Source organism: Streptomyces sp. ISL-87, from assembly GCF_018614095.1.
Taxonomy (GTDB): domain Bacteria; phylum Actinomycetota; class Actinomycetes; order Streptomycetales; family Streptomycetaceae; genus Streptomyces.
In genome coordinates this window covers 93916-110677 of record NZ_JAGGOY010000022.1, presented here as the reverse complement: position 1 = coordinate 110677, position 16762 = coordinate 93916, and the positions used below count along the sequence as shown (strand labels likewise).

General features: G+C 71.5%; 12 protein-coding genes. 9 read left to right on the top strand and 3 right to left on the bottom strand.

Annotation, left to right across the window (positions count from 1 at the left end):
• Positions 1-192 precede the first annotated feature (192 nt).
• The 3 genes from J7I97_RS08465 (at position 193) to J7I97_RS08455 (ending at position 4267) form a co-directional block, all read left to right on the top strand.
• Positions 193-804, top strand: a complete 612-nt coding sequence (locus J7I97_RS08465) for a hypothetical protein (RefSeq protein WP_214932329.1) — start codon at positions 193-195, stop codon at positions 802-804.
• A 188-nt stretch (positions 805-992) separates the two neighbouring features.
• Positions 993-1160 (top strand): hypothetical protein, encoded by a 168-nt coding sequence (locus tag J7I97_RS08460; RefSeq protein WP_214932326.1) that lies wholly within the window; start codon positions 993-995, stop codon positions 1158-1160.
• Positions 1161-1240: 80 nt separating this feature from the next.
• Positions 1241-4267 (top strand): helix-turn-helix transcriptional regulator, encoded by a 3027-nt coding sequence (locus J7I97_RS08455; protein ID WP_214932374.1) that lies wholly within the window; start codon positions 1241-1243, stop codon positions 4265-4267.
• 38 nt (positions 4268-4305) lie between these two features.
• On the opposite strand, the gene J7I97_RS08450 is transcribed toward J7I97_RS08455, so the two are convergent.
• The 3 genes from J7I97_RS08450 to J7I97_RS08440 all read right to left on the bottom strand — a co-directional run bounded on the left by J7I97_RS08450 (position 4306) and on the right by J7I97_RS08440 (position 6903).
• Positions 4306-4479, bottom strand: a complete 174-nt coding sequence (locus J7I97_RS08450) for a DUF6191 domain-containing protein (RefSeq protein WP_251049261.1) — start codon at positions 4477-4479, stop codon at positions 4306-4308.
• 42 nt (positions 4480-4521) lie between these two features.
• Positions 4522-5724 carry a sorbosone dehydrogenase family protein gene (locus tag J7I97_RS08445; RefSeq protein ID WP_214932324.1) on the bottom strand — a complete coding sequence of 401 codons (1203 nt, stop codon included), beginning with the start codon at positions 5722-5724 and terminating at the stop codon, positions 4522-4524.
• A gap of 159 nt (positions 5725-5883) precedes the next feature.
• A complete protein-coding gene (locus J7I97_RS08440) occupies positions 5884-6903 on the bottom strand; it encodes an aldo/keto reductase (RefSeq protein WP_214932321.1) in 1020 nt (339 codons plus the stop codon).
• Between the two features lie 71 nt (positions 6904-6974).
• On the opposite strand from J7I97_RS08440, the gene J7I97_RS08435 reads away from it, so the two are divergent.
• The 6 genes from J7I97_RS08435 to serA all read left to right on the top strand — a co-directional run bounded on the left by J7I97_RS08435 (position 6975) and on the right by serA (position 16755).
• A complete protein-coding gene (locus tag J7I97_RS08435; RefSeq protein ID WP_214932318.1) occupies positions 6975-7922 on the top strand; it encodes a 2-hydroxyacid dehydrogenase in 948 nt (315 codons plus the stop codon).
• A 273-nt stretch (positions 7923-8195) separates the two neighbouring features.
• Positions 8196-11117 (top strand): EAL domain-containing protein, encoded by a 2922-nt coding sequence (locus J7I97_RS08430; protein WP_308369168.1) that lies wholly within the window; start codon positions 8196-8198, stop codon positions 11115-11117.
• A 204-nt stretch (positions 11118-11321) separates the two neighbouring features.
• A complete protein-coding gene (locus J7I97_RS08425) occupies positions 11322-13208 on the top strand; it encodes an acetolactate synthase large subunit (RefSeq protein WP_214932315.1) in 1887 nt (628 codons plus the stop codon).
• 32 nt (positions 13209-13240) lie between these two features.
• Positions 13241-13765, top strand: coding sequence for an acetolactate synthase small subunit (gene ilvN / locus J7I97_RS08420; RefSeq protein ID WP_214932313.1), 525 nt, complete (start codon positions 13241-13243; stop codon positions 13763-13765).
• Positions 13766-13878: 113 nt separating this feature from the next.
• Positions 13879-14880 carry a ketol-acid reductoisomerase gene (gene ilvC / locus J7I97_RS08415; RefSeq protein ID WP_214932301.1) on the top strand — a complete coding sequence of 334 codons (1002 nt, stop codon included), beginning with the start codon at positions 13879-13881 and terminating at the stop codon, positions 14878-14880.
• Between the two features lie 285 nt (positions 14881-15165).
• On the top strand, positions 15166-16755 hold the full coding sequence (serA, locus tag J7I97_RS08410; protein ID WP_214932300.1) for a phosphoglycerate dehydrogenase: 1590 nt from the start codon (positions 15166-15168) through the stop codon (positions 16753-16755).
• Positions 16756-16762: the final 7 nt, after the last annotated feature.

The window sequence follows — 16762 nt, the reverse complement described above, 5'->3', positions numbered from 1 at the left end:
GACGTACTTGCGTGGGCCGACAACGCGGCGAGGTGCCGTACTGGGCGTCGCGACCCGGTGAACCTTGCCGGCCACGGCACTAGGCTGCGGACGGCCCCCGGCGCCATCCGGGCACGGGCCGGGGGACCGGACCCGCGGCGGGCCCGGCAGGCTCTCAGGAACCTCTCATGTAGGCCACCTACGGTGCCCCGCATGGATACCACGAAGACCGCCGCCCCGAACGCCCCCGAGGCGGACTCCGCCGAGCCCGCGCCCTCCGCGCAGGACACGGCCAAGGCGGCCGTGAACACCCCGGCCGACACCGCGGCCGAGACGGCCGAGGCCGAGGCCGCCCCCGCCGCCGAGGAGCTCGACGACACGCTCGACGCCGCCGAGCCGGACTTCGAGGACGAGCCCCTTGAGCAGGTCGGCGGGGTCGGCGCCGCGGCCTCCGCGATCGTCGCCGCCGGGCTCGGGCTCGTCGCCCTGAGCGGAACCTGGGTCTCCCGGGTCGTCGCCGAGCGCCAGACCCTCATCGGCCAGATCGAGTCGGTCAACGCCGCCACCACCGAAGCGAAGATCGCCGCCCTGTACGGCGACGCCTGGCACCAGACCGCCCTCGTCAACGGTGTCGTCTCCACCCTCGCCCTCCTCCTCGCCGTCTTCGTCCTGGCCCGCCCCGCCTTCGGCGCCCCCGGCCGCGTCCTCCCGACCTGGATCCGGTCCGTCTCCTGGGCCGCCGTCGCCCTCGGCGCCCTGGGCGTACTGCTCTTCGGCCTTATGTACTTCGACATCCTTCTCCCCCTTCCGAAGGCGGCCGGCTAAGCCGCACACGGGTACGCCTAGGCACTCCCCGGCCCTGCCTTAGTCCGCCCCAGGGACCTTCGGCCCTGGACTAAGGCCCCCTGCCCGGCGTACATGCGGCATGCGCCCGATGTGCCGGCACCCCCTGGGAAGCGAATCTTGGATCACACCGAACGAGGTGCCGGGAATCGCAACCCAGGGAGAACGAGATGTTCGAGTACGAGATGGCCAAGGCCCGCCGCGCCGACCTCATCCGCGAGGCCGACGCGTACCGTCTGGCCCGGGAGGCCAAGAAGGCGCACCGCGGCTCCATGCGCGACAAGGAACCCGAGGGGTCGGTGAGAGTGCAGCGGAGCCGCTTCACCCGCGCCGCGTAGTCCGCGCCGCCACCCGCGTGAACTGACGCGTGATGAGAAGCGCACCGATAACGAGTGCCGCTGAGCAGGACCTCTGTGCGATGCTCGGCGGCGTGGAGACCAGATCTGTCAGCCCGGTGTTCGTCGGCCGCGCCGACGAACTGGCCGTCCTCGTCGACGCCCTGAACCGCGCCGCCGGCAAAGAGCCGCAGGCCCTGCTCATCGGGGGAGAGGCCGGGGTCGGCAAGACCCGCCTCACGGAGGAGTTCCTCTGCGAGGCGACCCGCCGCGGCGCGGTCGTGGCCGTCGGAGGCTGTGTGGAGATCGGGGCGGAGGGGCTTCCCTTCGCCCCCTTTTCCACTGCTCTGCGCAGTCTGCGCCGCCAGCTCCCCGACGAACTGGCCGCCGCTGCCGCCGGCCAGGAGGACGAACTCGCCCGGATCCTCCCGGAACTCGGCGAGACCCTCCGGGGCCCGCACGACGAGGAAAGCACCGCCCGGCTCTTCGAGCTGACGGCCCGGATGCTGGAACGGCTCGCTTGCGACCGCACCGTCGTCCTCGTCCTGGAGGACCTGCACTGGGCCGACACCTCCACCCGGCACCTGCTCGCCTATCTGTTCCGCACCCTCGGCCGCGGCCGCCTCGTCGTCGTCGCCACCTACCGAGCCGACGACGTCCACCGTCGCCACCCGCTGCGCCCGCTGCTCGCCGAACTGGACCGGCTCCGCACCGTCCACCGGATCGAACTGCCCCGCTTCAACCGGGCCGAGGTGCGTCGCCAGCTCGCCGGCATCCTCGCCTCGCAGCCCGACGAGGCCTTCGTTGACTCCGTGTTCGAGCGCTCCGACGGCAACGCCTTCTTCGTCGAGGAACTCGTCGCCTCCCGGGCCAGCGGCTGCCGCACCGGGCTCACCGAATCCCTGCGCGATCTGCTGCTCGTCCGCGTCGAGGTTCTCCCGGACGCCGCCCAGCGCGTGGTGCGCATCGTCGCCGAGGGCGGCTCCACCGTCGAGTACCCGCTGCTGCGCGCCGTCGCCGGGCTGACCGAGGACGAGCTGATCGAGGCCCTGCGCGCGGCCGTCGGCGCCAACATCCTCCTCGCCACCCCCGACGGCGACGGCTACCGCTTTCGCCACTCGCTGGTCCGCGAGGCCGTCAGCGACGACCTGCTGCCCGGCGAGCGCGCCCGCGTCAACCGCCGCTACGCCGAGGCCATGGAGGACGACGACTCCCTCGTCCGCGCCGAGGAGCGGGTCATCCGGATGGCCAGCTACTGGTACTACGCCAACGCCCCCGCCAAGGCGCTGCCCGCGGTACTCGCCGCCTCGGTGGCCGCCCGCCGCCGGCACGCCTACTCCGAACAACTGCGGCTGCTGGAACGGGCATTGGACCTGTGGGAGAGCGCGCCGGAGGAGGTGCGCGCGGAGTTGCGCCCGGCGGACTACACCGAGGTGTATCCCCCCTGCGGCTGCGACCCGGCCACCACCCCGCTGGCCCGCCTCGACCTGCTCGCCGAGGCGACCGTCGCGGCCCGGTTCGGCGGGGAGCGCGAGCGTGCTCTGAAGCTCACCAAGCTCGCGCTGCGCCTGCTGGAGGAGGACGAGGACCCGCTCCGCTCCGCCTGGTTCTGGTCCGAGCGCTCCTCGCTGGTCTCCAGCCTCGCCCGCGGCGACGGCTGGGAGGAACTCGCCAAGGCCCAGGAACTCGTCCGGGGGCTGCCCCCGTCGCAAGTGCACGCCCAGGTCCTGGTCCGGGCCGCGGGCTGGGGCATGCTCCACAACCCGGGCCCCGGCAACCTCGAAGCCGCCGAACGGGCCGTGGAGTACGCGCGCATGCTCGGCGCCGAGGAGATCGAGCTCAATGCCCGGATCACGGTCGGCTGCCTGCTCACCGACTCCGGCGACCCCGAACGCGGCCTCGCCGAGATGCACGCGGTCAGGAAGCGGGCCACCGAACTCGGGCTCGTGATGCTGGCGGGTCGTGCACATATCAACCTCAGCTCTCAGTTGGAAAGTATGGGCCGGTCCCGGGAAGCCGTGGAACTGGCCGAACAGGGCGTTGAACTCGTCCACAAGTCCCGGCTGCTGGACACCGAGGCGTGGATCAGCGGAAACATGGCGGAGAGCCTGTACGGCCTCGGCCGCTGGGACGAGGCCGCCGAGGCGGCCCGGCGCACCCTGCGCGTCGGCCAGAGCGCCGCCCCGCGCGGCGCCGCCTCGGCACGGCTCTCCTACCTGGCACTGGCCCGCGGCGAACTGACCGAGGCAGCCACCCAGCTCGCGGCCGCCTACGCGCACTTCGGCACCCACGACACCCAGCCCCAGCACCGCATACCGCTGTTCCGCCTGGCGGTCGGCCTGGCCGTGGGGGAGGGCCGGATAGCCGACGTCCGGACCGAGATAGCCGACGCGATCGCCTACGGGTTCCCCCTCGGCCACCACCGCTACGCCTGGCCGCTGCTGCTCGCGGGGGCCTCGGCCGAGGCCGACGCCCGGGGACTCCCGGTCGCCGATGCCGGCCGCCGAGCCGCCCTGGACGTGCTGCGCACCGCCGCCGCGGGCCTGGCCACCCCGGTGCCGTTGTGGACCGCCCACGCCGAGTTCCTGCGGGCCGAGCTGCGCCGGGCCGAGGAACGGGATACCGTCGCCGACTGGACCGCCGTCGAGCAGGCCATCCGCCCGCTGGAGCGCCCGTACCTGCTGGCCCGTGCCCGCCACCGGCTCGCCGAGGCCCTGCTGGCCGCCGGCCGCGACCGGGACCAGGCCGCCGCCCTGCTCTGCCAGGCCTACGCCACCGCCGACGGGCTCGGCTCACGCCGGCTGCGCGAGGACCTGGGCCTGCTGGCACAGCGCGCCCGGCTTCCGCTCGGCCCCGAAGCGCCCCCGGCCCCGCCCGTACCGGACACCGACCCGGCCGAGGCCCTCGGCCTGACCAGCCGCGAACGGGACGTCCTGCGCCTGGTCGCGGCCGGCAACAGCAACCGCCAGATCGCCGAGGAGCTGTTCATCTCCCCGAAGACGGCCAGCGTGCACGTCTCGAACATCCTGGCCAAGCTGGGCGTGGCCGGCCGGGGCGAGGCAGCCGCTCTCGCCCACCGGCTCCGGCTGTTCGCACCTGCCGCCCGATAGCACCAGTACGCCGGACACCCGCATCAGGCCGGCCCCCGCTACCGCGGAGGCTGCTCGTCCAGGCGTATGAGCACCTTGCCGGAGTCGAGATCTATCGGACCCCGTCCCGGGTCGCCGTCATTCACATCGACCCGGGACAGCTCCAGCCGCTTGGTCTCCTCGTCCGTGTGCTTGCGTCCCGGGCTGAACAGCTCCTCGAACATGTTGAACATCGCGTCCACCGCGCCTTCCCTCCCCTGCCGGGGCCACGCCGGTTACCGCACCGTCAGTGTCAGGATCCTGTCGTCGCCCGCTTCCGGCGACCCGCGCCCGTCCGTCTCGCTCGTGACCAGCAGCAGTCTGTCCCCGCCGAGGGAGACCACCGTGCGCAGCCGGCCGTACTTCCCCTCCAGGAAGGTCTCCGGCTCCGCCACCGGGGAAGCCCCGGCGAGCGGGATCCGCCACAGCCGCTCGCCCTTCAGCGCGGCCATCCACACCGACCCCTGCGCCACGGCGATCCCGCTCGGCGAGGCCTCGTCGGTCTTCCACACGGCCACCGGGTCCCGCAAGCCCGGTCTGCCGGCCTTGCCCTCCGCCTCGGGCCAGCCGTAGTTGCCGCCGGGCTCGATGAGATTCAGCTCGTCCCAGGTGTTCTGCCCGAACTCGGCCGCCCACAGCCGCTTGTCCTTGTCCCAGGCGAGCCCCTGCACATTGCGGTGCCCGTAGGAGTAGACGACCGAATCCGCCTCCGGATTGCCGTGCACCGGATCCCCGTCCGGCGTCATCCGAAGGATCTTGCCGCCCAGCGACTTCTTGTCCTGCGCGAGCCCGCCGTCACCCGTCTCGCCGGTCCCCGCATAGAGCATCTTGTCCGGGCCGAAGGCGATCCGGCCGCCGTTGTGGATGAGGCCCTTGGGGATGCCCCGGAGCACCGTGTCGGGCGCGCCCAGTTGCTGGCCGGGATCCCGGTGCTCGTCATAGCGCATCCGGGCGATGCGGTTGTCCGACTCCGTCGTGAAATACGCGTACACCATCTTGTCCGAGGCGAACCCGGGGGACAGGGCGAGACCCAGCAGCCCGCCCTCGCCGCCCGGCGCCACCCCGGGCACCTCGCCGATCGGCGTCACCTTGCCCGAGCCGACCTCGACCCTGCTGATCGTCCCCTTGTCCCGCGAGGCGACCAGCAGGTCCCCGTCGGGCAGCGGGGCCACGCCCCACGGGGACTCCAGGCCCTTGGCGACCTCGCCGGTCACCGTCACCGAGCCCTTCGCGGGCGCTCCGGACGCCTCCGGGGAACCGGACGGTCTCGCCGAGGAGCCGGCCGACGCCGTCACCGGTGGCGAGCTCCCCGCCCGCGCCCCCTCCCCGCCCGCCGGCGAGCACCCCGCCGCCAGCACCACACCGCATCCGGCCAGCGCGGCCGCCGCCAGCGCGCTTCGACGCCGCGCGCCCTGCCCCTCGTACCGTCCGTATCGCATCGTCCTGCTCCCCTCCGGTCCCCCGATCCTGCCCTTTCATCTGTCTCAACAGCTCCGGCGGTTCCCGAAGTTCCACCGCTCGTACACCCGATCGAGTGGATGTGGGACGCGGCTGAGGGAACCGGATGAGGGCAGTGGGAGCGGACGGTGGGAGGGGGATCAGTCCCAGGCTCCCACGGCGGCCGGCAGACCCGCTATCTCGGCCAGGTCCCCCGTCGTGAGCCGGACCTCCGCCGCCCGCGCGTTCTCCGCCGCCCACTGCGCCCGGTCCGCCCCCGGCACCGGCACCACATGAGGCCCCTGCGCCAGCACCCACGCCAGCGCCACCTGCGCCGCCGTCACCGGCACCCCGCCCACCTCGCCGTGCCGCCGCGCGACCCGCCGCAGCCCCGCCACCAGCACCTGGTTCGCAGCCATCGCATACGCCGTGAACCGCGAATGCCGGGCCCGCACATCCTGCGACTCGAAGCCCTCGCCCGGAGTGAGCGTCCCGGTCAGGAACCCGCTGCCCAGCGGCATCGCCGCCAGCACACCAACCCCGCGCGCCGCACACCACGGAAGCAGCTGCCACGCCGCCTCCGGCGACCACACCGACAGCTCCGCCTGCACCGCGCTCACCGGGAACACCTGCTGCGCCCGTTCCAGGTGCCGCACGGTCGCCCCGTACGCCCGGTCCCCGCGCCGCCCGGCCCCCGGCCCGGCTCCGGCGCCCAGCGCGCAGAACCCGAGCGCCCGTACCTTTCCGGCGCCCACCAGCTCCGCCATCGCGCCCCAGGTCTCCTCGACCGGAACCTCAGGGTCCACCCGGTGCAGCTGGTAGAGGTCTATGACATCCGTCCGCAGCCGCCGCAGCGAGGCGTCGCAGGCCCGCCGCACATAGCCGGGCCTCCCGTCGGCCACCACGTGCTGTTCGCCGGCCCGCAGCCCCACCTTGGCCGACACGAATGCCTCGGACCGCCGCTCCTTCAGCACCCGCCCCAGCACCAGCTCGTTGGTGAACGGCCCGTACACGTCCGCCGTGTCCAGCAGGTTCGCCCCCAGGTCCAGCGCCGTGTGGACGGTGCGCAGCGACTCCTCGCCGTGGCGCCGCGAGGGCGCGTACGCCCAGCTCATCGGCATGCAGCCGAGCCCGACGGCGCCCACCCTCAGCGGTCCCGACCCGATCGACCTGCGCTCCACCGTGCGTCCCCCTCCCGGTCCGGAAACAAACTAACGGCTTGATCCACATCCGTTCGCATAGCCTCCGGGTCATGAGCGCAACGACCGGGGACGTCTGGCTCCCCTTCCCCGCAGAAGAGATCGACGGCCTTCCCACCGGCTTCCGGTACCGCCAGTGGGACGGCGAGGACGCGTTCCCGGCGGACCCGGGGCCTTGCGTCTTCTACGTCGCCCCCTATATGAAGCCCTCCGAGGTGACCCTGCGCCCGCTGGCGGCCATGCCCCGCCTGGAGGTGATCCAGACCCTGACCGCCGGCGTCGACGACGTCATGGGCGGCCTCGCCGCCCTGCACCGCGGCGTACGGCTGTGCAACGCGCGCGGTGTCCACGACGCGAGCACCGCCGAGCTCGCCCTCACCCTCGTCCTCGCCGCGCTGCGCGGGATTCCCGGCATGGTGCGCGGCCAGGGCCGCGAGGAGTGGCACGGCGGTTTCTACGACGCCCTCGCCGACAAGTCCGTCCTGATCGTCGGCTACGGATCGGTCGGCGCGGCCGTCGAGGACCGGCTCGTGCCCTTCGAGTGCGGGCCGGTCACCCGCGTGGCACGGTCGGCGCGCGACACCGCCCGGGGATCCGTGCACGCCCTCGCCGACCTGCCGCGACTGCTCCCGGACGCCGACGTGGTGATCCTCTCCACCCCGCTGACCGACGCCACCCGGGGCCTGGCCGGCGCCGATTTCCTGAGCCGGATGAAGGACGGCGCCCTGCTCGTGAACGTGGCGCGCGGCCCCGTCGTCGACACCAAGTCCCTGCTCGCCGAACTCCAGTCGGGCCGGCTGCGCGCGGCGCTCGATGTCACCGACCCGGAACCGCTGCCCGCCGGCCACCCGCTCTGGCATGCTCCGAATGTCCTGATCACGCCCCATGTCGGCGGCAGCAGCACCGCGTTCGAGCCGCGGGCCAAGCGGCTGATCGCGCGCCAGCTCACCCGGTTCGCCGCGGGTGAGCCCGTGGAGAACACGGTGCTGATCACCGAGTGACGCGCGCTGCCCACGCTCCGCGTTCACCCGAGTGCGGGCTGTGCCTGCAACTCCCTCCTTGGTAACGGAGCGTAGAGAACCCCTGTCCCTGAGTGACGAAAGTGGTGTATCGTCCGGAACAAGGGGCTGCGCCACGAACGTCTGGCGCTGGGGAGTGATCGGACACTTTGGGGGGCGACGGGCGATGCACGGCCAATGGGCGAAAGATCCGAAGCGGCAGAGCCGTCGGAGGCGACGATGGGGTGCGCCGAAACAAGCCGGCGAGGGGGGCCGGTGAGCGCCCCGGGGGCGGCGCTCCTGACCAGGCAACCGGCCCCGGACGGCGGCCGGGGCCTAGCGGCGCAATGGCTCCTCGCACTGATCAGTGGCGGGTACGCCGTGGGCGCCGCGCTCGGCTGGGGTTCGAAGGAACTCGCCGAGATCATGGGTGACTTCGGGCTCAGCGCGGCCGGCGTACTCGCCGCGGTCTCCTGCTTCTCCTACGCCCGGACGATCGACCGGCGTGAGCGCCCCGCCTGGCTCCTGTTCGCGTTCTCCTCCCTCATGGGCGCCTCCGGCAACGCGATCTGGGGCTGGTACGAGGTGATCCTCGGGGAGCCGATGCCCAAATCCTCGCTCGCCGACTACGCCTTCCTCTGCTTCGCCCCGCCCGCCATCGTGGGCCTGCTCGTCCTCGCCAAGCGCCCGGTCACCCGGGCCGGTTGGGTGTGCCTCGGGCTGGACTCCTGGCTCATCGGCGGCTCCCTGCTCACCCTCTCCTGGAGCCTGGCCCTCGCACACGCGGCGCGGACCGCCCAGTCCGGCGCCGCCGGCAGCGTCCCCAGCGCCGCACTCTCCCTGGCCTACCCGCTCCTGGACATCGCGCTCGTCTCGATGGTCCTGGTCCTGCACTTCCGGCGCTCCGACACCAACCGCTCCGCTGTCAACACCGCCATCGCGGCGCTGGCCCTGACCGTGCTCAGCGACGCCCTGTTCACCTCGCCGCTGCTCAGCGACGGCTACCAGTCCGGCCAACTCCTCGACGCCGGCTGGTTCGCCGGCTCGCTGCTCCTCGCGTACGCGCCCTGGGGCGCCCAGCGCGTGCACCCGGCCCCCGTCGCCCCGCATCCGCGTGTGGACCGGCCGCACAGCCGCCCCATCAGCGGTTCGCTGCCCGCCCTCACCCCGTACCTCGCGGCCGCCGTGTGCACCCTCGGGATCCTCTACAACGTAGTGGACGGCCGGAAGGTCGACCGGATGGTCGTCTTCACCGGCTGCACGGTGGTGCTCGCCCTAGTCATCCGGCAGGGCATCATGCTGCTCGACAACATCGCGCTGACCCAGGAACTGGCCCAGAAGGAGAACCACTTCCGCTCCCTGGTCCAGGGCTCCAGCGACGTCATCATGATCGCCGCGCCCACCGGGACCCTGCGCTACGTCAGCCCCGCCGCCGCCGGGGTCTACGGCCGCGAGGCGGAGGAGCTGGTCGGCAGCGAGCTCGCCACCCTGATCCACCCCGACGACCTCGGCCGGGTGGTCCACGAGGTCCGCCGCTTCCTCGCCGCACCGCCGGCCGAGGAGCCCACCACCCGCATCGAATGCCGTTTCAAGTCCGGCAGCGGCGAATGGCTCAACGTGGAGTCCACCGTCAACCGCCACCAGGGCGGCCTCATCCTCAACAGCCGGGACGTCACCGAGCGGGTGCGGCTCCAGGCGCAGCTCCAGCACAGCGCCGAGCACGACCCGCTCACCGATCTGCCCAACCGGGCCCTGTTCACCCGCCGGGTCCGCCGGGCACTGACCGGGCGGCGGGCCGGCGACCACAGCACCGCCGTGCTCTTCATCGACCTCGACGGGTTCAAGGCGGTCAACGACACCATCGGCCACCAGGCGGGCGACGAGCTGCTCGTGGAGGCCGCCCGCCGGCTCCAGGACTCGGTCCGGGCGGGGGACACCGCGGCCCGCCTCGGCGGGGACGAGTTCGCCGCGCTGATCGTGGGCGACGGCAGCCGCGACCGCAGCGCCCGCGAGTACCAGGTCCACGAGATCGCCGACCGGCTGCGCACCACCCTCTCCCAGCCGTACCGGATCGCCGGCAGCGAGGTCCGGGTCGCCGCCAGCATCGGCGTGGCCTTCGCCGACCCCGGCATCACCCCTTCGGACCTGATGCGCAACGCGGATCTCGCGATGTACCGGGCCAAGGCGGGCGGCAAGGACAGGGTCGAGCTGTACGCGCCGCAGATGCAGGCCGAGGTGGTGCGCAAGGCCGAGCTGGCCGGGCGGCTGCGCACCGCGCTCCATGAGGGGGAGTTCGCCCTCCTGCACCAGCCCGTGGTCTCGCTGGCCACCGGCGAGGTGACGGCCTTGGCGGCGCAGGCCCGCTGGCGCTCCTCCCAGGGGATCCTGTTCACACCCGCGGAATTCCTCCGGGTGGCCGAGTACAGCGAGGGCCAGACGGGCGGCGGGTCAGGCGCGGCGGGCGCGGCGGGCAGGGCCGGCGCGGCAGCGGGCGGCCCGGACGCGTCCCGTACCGCCGAGCTGGGCCGCTGGCTGCTGGAAGAGGCCGTGGCGCAGGCCGCCGAGCGGCACCGGGCCGGGCACGACGTGCCGGTGGCCGTCCGGATGTCCGCCCAGCGGCTGCTGGACCGCTCCATGCCGCGCGGCTCCGTGGAAGCCCTGCTGACCCGGCACGGGCTGCCTTCGGGGGCCCTAGTGATCGAACTGGCGGACAGCGACCCCAGAGTGCCCTTCGACGAGCTGGAGCGCCGTCTCGCGGCCTTGCGGCGGCTCGGCGTACTGATCGCCCTGGACGGCTTCGGCAGCGGCTATGCGGCCATCAGCGCCCTGCGACGGCTCCCGATGGACATGCTCAAGCTCGACCGGGGCCTGGTCGAAGGCGTGGTCGAGTCCGCCCGTATCCACAAGATCACCGCCGGTCTGTTGCGGATCGCAAACGACCTCGGCATGCAGTCGGTGGCCGACGGGGTGGACCTCCCCGAGCAGGTCATGGCCCTGCGGGCGATGGGGTGCAGCCACGGACAGGGAATGGCGTTTTCCGGCCCTCTCGACGAGTACAGGCTGCGGCGCGCGCTCGTGCGCGGTACGTTCCCAGTACCGGGCGGAGCGGCCCAACCAGCCCTGGCCCTTGGTTCGCCCGGGGGAACGATGGCCATCCATAGAGGCTCACATAATGAGACGCCCGTCCCACCCACTTGACATCCCCCTCCCGCCGGAGGGAGGGTCAGTGCCATGCGCACCCGAATTCTCGTACTTGGAAAGCGCGTCGGCTGAAGCAGGGACCAGCATGTCCCCGCTCATCGCTCCCGACGCGCTCCCCTCGCTTGCCTCCTGGCACGAGGGGTTTTTTGTTGCACTGGCACACCGTCGAATCCTCGTAAAACCCTCAGCTTCGAGAAGAGAATGCCGATGACCGAGCAGGCCACCGGGGCCCACCATCCGCAGCCGCGGCCCCGTTCCGGCGGACAGCAGTCCGCCGCAGTTGAGCACGTCACGGGTGCGCAGTCCCTCATCCGCTCTCTCGAAGAGGTGGGGTGCGACACCGTCTTCGGGATTCCGGGTGGCGCCATCCTCCCCGCGTACGACCCGATGATGGACAGCAAGAAGGTCCGTCACATCCTGGTCCGCCACGAGCAGGGGGCCGGCCACGCCGCCACCGGCTACGCGCAGGCCACCGGCAAGGTCGGCGTCTGTATGGCCACCTCCGGCCCCGGCGCCACCAACCTGGTCACCCCGATCGCCGACGCGCACATGGACTCCGTCCCGCTCGTCGCGATCACCGGCCAGGTCTCCTCCAAGGCGATCGGCACCGACGCCTTCCAGGAGGCGGACATCGTCGGCATCACCATGCCGATCACCAAGCACAACTTCCTGGTCACCAAGGCCGAGGACATCCCGCGGACGATCGCCGAGGCGTTCCACATCGCCTCCACCGGCCGCCCCGGCCCGGTCCTGGTCGACATCGCCAAGGACGCCCTGCAGGCGAAGACCACCTTCACGTGGCCGCCGACCCAGGACCTCCCCGGTTACCGGCCGGTCACCAAGCCGCACGCCAAGCAGATCCGCGAGGCCGCCAAGCTCATCTGCCAGGCCAAGCGCCCGGTCCTGTACGTCGGCGGCGGCGTCATGAAGTCCGGCGCGACCGCCGAGCTGAAGGTCCTGGCCGAGCTGACCGGCGTCCCGGTCACCACCACCCTGATGGCGCTGGGCTCCTTCCCCGACAGCCACCCGCTGCACGTCGGCATGCCCGGCATGCACGGCGCGGTCACGGCCGTCACCGCACTCCAGAAGTCGGACCTGCTGATCGCGCTCGGCACCCGCTTCGACGACCGCGTCACCGGCAAGCTGGACAGCTTCGCCCCGTTCGCCAAGATCATCCACGCGGACATCGACCCGGCCGAGATCGGCAAGAACCGCGCGGTCGACGTCCCGATCGTCGGCGACGCCCGCGAGGTCATCGCCGACCTGATCCAGGCCGTCCAGGCGGAGCACACCGAGGGCCACGCCGGCGACTACAGCGCCTGGTGGAAGGACCTCAGCCGCTGGCGCGACACGTACCCGCTGGGCTACGAGAAGCCCTCGGACGGCATGCTGTCGCCGCAGCAGGTCATCGAGCGCATCGGCCAGCTCGCGCCGGAGCACACCATCTACGCGGCCGGCGTCGGCCAGCACCAGATGTGGGCCTCGCACTTCGTCAACTACGAGGAGCCCCGCACCTGGCTGAACTCCGGCGGCGCCGGAACCATGGGCTACGCGGTCCCCGCCGCGATGGGCGCCAAGGTCGGCATGCCGGACCGCACGGTCTGGGCGATCGACGGTGACGGCTGCTTCCAGATGACCAATCAGGAACTGGTCACCTGCGCGCTGAACAACATCCCGATCAAGGTCGCGATCATCAACAACGGTGCGCTGGGCATGGTCCGCCAGTGGCAGACCCTGTTCTACAACCAGCGGTACTCCAGCACCGTGCTGCACGCGGACGAGACGGGCCACGACGCCGTCGGCTCCCAGCTCGGCGAGTCCATCGCCCCCCGCAAGGGCACCCGCGTCCCGGACTTCGTGAAGCTGTCCGAGGCCATGGGCTGCGTGGCGCTGCGCTGCGAGGACCCGGCCGACCTGGACAAGGTCATCGCCGAGGCCAACGCGATCAACGACCGTACGGTGGTCATCGACTTCATCGTCCACGAGGACGCCATGGTGTGGCCGATGGTCGCCGCCGGCACCTCCAACGACGAGGTCATGGCAGCCCGGGGCGTCCGTCCCGACTTCGGCGACAACGAAGACGACTGAGCCGAGAGAGCCTGAGAGAGAGAACGCCTCACATGTCCAAGCACACGCTCTCCGTCCTGGTCGAGAACACGCCCGGCATCCTCGCCCGGATCGCCGCGCTGTTCTCCCGCCGCGGGTTCAACATCGACTCCCTCGCGGTCGGCGTCACCGAGCACCCCGACATCTCCCGCATCACCATCGTCGTGAATGTCGAGGACCTCCCGCTGGAGCAGGTGACCAAGCAGCTCAACAAGCTGGTCAACGTGCTCAAGATCGTCGAGCTGGAGCCGCACAACGCCATCGAGCGAGAGCTCGTTCTGGTGAAGGTCCGCGCCGACAACGAGACCCGCTCGCAGATCGTCGAGATCGTCCAGCTGTTCCGCGCCAAGACGGTCGACGTCTCCCCGGAGGCCGTCACCATCGAGGCCACCGGCGGCGCCGACAAGCTCGGCGCGATGCTCAAGATGCTGGAGCCGTTCGGCATCAAGGAGCTCGTGCAGTCCGGCACGATCGCCATAGGGCGTGGCGGACGGTCCATCACGGACCGCAGCCTGCGCTCGCTCGACCGCAGCGCCTGACGCGCTCGACCGGCGCACCAGTCTTTGCCTCTCGCATAGCGAGACCAGGAAACTTCGATTCCGTTCCCCGCCATACGGTGGGAGCAACACCAGCGCACCAAGGAGATATCCCAGTGGCCGAGCTGTTCTACGAGAACGACGCCGACCTGTCCATCATCCAGGGCCGCAAGGTCGCGGTCATCGGCTACGGCAGCCAGGGCCATGCCCACGCGCTGTCGCTGCGTGACTCCGGCGTCGACGTCGTCGTCGGTCTGAAGGAAGGCTCGAAGTCCAAGGCCAAGGCCGAGGAGCAGGGTCTGAAGGTCGTCTCCGTGTCGGAGGCCGCGGCGTGGGCCAACGTCATCATGATCCTGACCCCGGACCCGCTCCAGGCCGAGATCTACGAGGAGTCCATCAAGGACAACCTCGAGGAGGGCGACGCGCTCTTCTTCGGCCACGGCTTCAACGTGCGCTACGGCTTCATCAAGCCCCCGGCCAACGTGGACGTCGCCCTGGTCGCTCCGAAGGGCCCGGGTCACCTGGTCCGCCGTCAGTACGAGGAAGGCCGCGGCGTGCCCTGCATCGCGGCCGTGGAGCAGGACTTCACCGGCAGCGCCTTCGCGCTCGCGCTCTCGTACGCGGCCGGCATCGGCGGCACCCGCGCCGGCGTCATCAAGACCACCTTCACCGAGGAGACCGAGACCGACCTGTTCGGTGAGCAGGCCGTCCTCTGCGGTGGCGCCTCCGCCCTGGTCAAGGCCGGTTTCGAGACCCTGACCGAGGCCGGCTACCAGCCGGAGATCGCGTACTTCGAGTGCCTGCACGAGCTGAAGCTCATCGTGGACCTCATGTACGAGGGCGGCCTGGAGAAGATGCGCTGGTCGGTCTCCGAGACCGCCGAGTGGGGCGACTACATCACCGGCCCCCGCGTCATCACCGACGCCACCAAGGCCGAGATGAAGAAGGTCCTCGCGGAGATCCAGAGCGGCGAGTTCGCCAACACCTGGATGGCCGAGTACAAGGCCGGTCTGCCGAAGTACAACGAGTACAAGAAGGCCGACGAGGCGCACCTGCTGGAGACCACCGGCAAGAAGCTGCGCAAGCTGATGAGCTGGGTCGACAGCGACGAGAGCTGATCGTGTACGCGGCGGGGCCGGGACGGTGAGTTCCGGCCCCGCCGCGTATCCGGCGCTCCCGGAGATCTGCCGGAATGTAGACCTCCGAAAGTGTTGCTTGTCCACCCTGGCCAACCCCGGAAGGGTGATCCTTCCGTACAGGCGGAATACCGCTCGGGATCCGCTACTACACTGCTGAACACAACGCGTCAGGCCCACAGTGTCGTGCGTCTTCCACGCGGCTACCCCCCTCCACCGCCTGCGGCCGTCGGGACGGCCGTCCGCACTGGACTTGTGAGGACCCACGTGAGCTCGAAACCTGTCGTACTCATCGCCGAAGAGCTGTCGCCTGCCACCGTCGAGGCGCTCGGCCCCGACTTCGAGATCCGGCACTGCAACGGCGCCGACCGCGCGGAGCTGCTGCCCGCGATCGAGGACGTCGACGCCATCCTGGTCCGCTCCGCGACCAAGGTCGACGCCGAGGCCATCGCCGCCGCCAAGAAGCTGAAGGTCGTCGCGCGCGCCGGTGTCGGCCTCGACAACGTCGACGTCTCCTCGGCCACCAAGGCCGGCGTGATGGTCGTGAACGCCCCGACCTCCAACATCGTCACCGCCGCCGAGCTCGCCTGCGGCCTGCTCGTCGCCACCGCCCGCAACATCCCGCAGGCCAACACCGCCCTGAAGAACGGCGAGTGGAAGCGGAACAAGTACACGGGTGTCGAGCTCAGCGAGAAGACCCTCGGCGTCGTCGGCCTCGGCCGCATCGGCGTCCTGGTCGCCCAGCGCATGTCGGCCTTCGGCATGAAGGTCGTCGCGTACGACCCCTACGTACAGCCCGCGCGCGCCGCCCAGATGGGCGTCAAGATGCTGACGCTGGACGAGCTGCTGGAGGTCGCCGACTTCATCACCGTGCACCTGCCCAAGACCCCCGAGACCCTCGGTCTCATCGGGGACGAGGCCCTGCACAAGGTGAAGCCCTCCGTCCGCATCGTCAACGCCGCCCGCGGCGGGATCGTGGACGAGGCCGCGCTGTACACGGCCATCAAGGAGGGCCGCGTCGCCGGCGCCGGCCTCGACGTGTACGCGAAGGAGCCCTGCACGGACTCCCCGCTGTTCGAGCTCGACCAGGTCGTCTGCACCCCGCACCTCGGCGCGTCCACGGACGAGGCCCAGGAGAAGGCCGGTGTCTCGGTCGCCAAGTCGGTGCGCCTCGCGCTCGCCGGAGAGCTCGTGCCGGACGCGGTCAACGTCCAGGGCGGCGTCATCGCCGAGGACGTCCGTCCGGGCCTGCCGCTCGCCGAGAAGCTCGGCCGCATCTTCACCGCCCTCGCGGGCGAGGTGGCGGTCCGCCTCGACGTGGAGGTCTACGGCGAGATCACCCAGCACGACGTCAAGGTGCTGGAGCTCTCCGCGCTGAAGGGCGTCTTCGAGGACGTCGTCGACGAGACGGTCTCCTACGTCAACGCCCCGCTGTTCGCGCAGGAGCGCGGTGTCGAGGTACGTCTGACGACCAGCTCGGAGTCCCCGGACCACCGCAACGTCGTGACCGTCCGCGGCACGCTCTCGGACGGCCAGGAGGTCTCGGTCTCCGGCACGCTCGCGGGCCCGAAGCACCTTCAGAAGATCGTCGGCATCGGCGAGTACGACCTGGACCTGGCGCTGGCCGAGCAGATGCTCGTCCTGCGCTACGCCGACCGCCCGGGCGTCGTCGGCACCGTCGGCCGCATCCTCGGCGAGGCCGGCCTGAACATCGCGGGCATGCAGGTCGCCCGTGCCGAGGAGGGCGGCGAGGCGCTCGGCGTGCTCACCGTCGACGCCGAGGTCCCGGCCAACGTCCTCACGGACATCGCCGCCGAGATCGGCGCCGTCTCGGCGCGCACGGTCAGCCTCGCCTGATCCGCGC

Coding starts and splice junctions, on each gene's coding strand:
- J7I97_RS08465 (WP_214932329.1), top strand. CDS start 193: ATGGATACCACGAAGACCGCCGCCCCGAACGCCCCCGAGGCGGACTCC.
- J7I97_RS08460 (WP_214932326.1), top strand. CDS start 993: ATGTTCGAGTACGAGATGGCCAAGGCCCGCCGCGCCGACCTCATCCGC.
- J7I97_RS08455 (WP_214932374.1), top strand. CDS start 1,241: ATGCTCGGCGGCGTGGAGACCAGATCTGTCAGCCCGGTGTTCGTCGGC.
- J7I97_RS08450 (WP_251049261.1), bottom strand. CDS start 4,479: ATGTTCAACATGTTCGAGGAGCTGTTCAGCCCGGGACGCAAGCACACG.
- J7I97_RS08445 (WP_214932324.1), bottom strand. CDS start 5,724: ATGCGATACGGACGGTACGAGGGGCAGGGCGCGCGGCGTCGAAGCGCG.
- J7I97_RS08435 (WP_214932318.1), top strand. CDS start 6,975: ATGAGCGCAACGACCGGGGACGTCTGGCTCCCCTTCCCCGCAGAAGAG.
- J7I97_RS08425 (WP_214932315.1), top strand. CDS start 11,322: ATGCCGATGACCGAGCAGGCCACCGGGGCCCACCATCCGCAGCCGCGG.
- ilvN (WP_214932313.1), top strand. CDS start 13,241: ATGTCCAAGCACACGCTCTCCGTCCTGGTCGAGAACACGCCCGGCATC.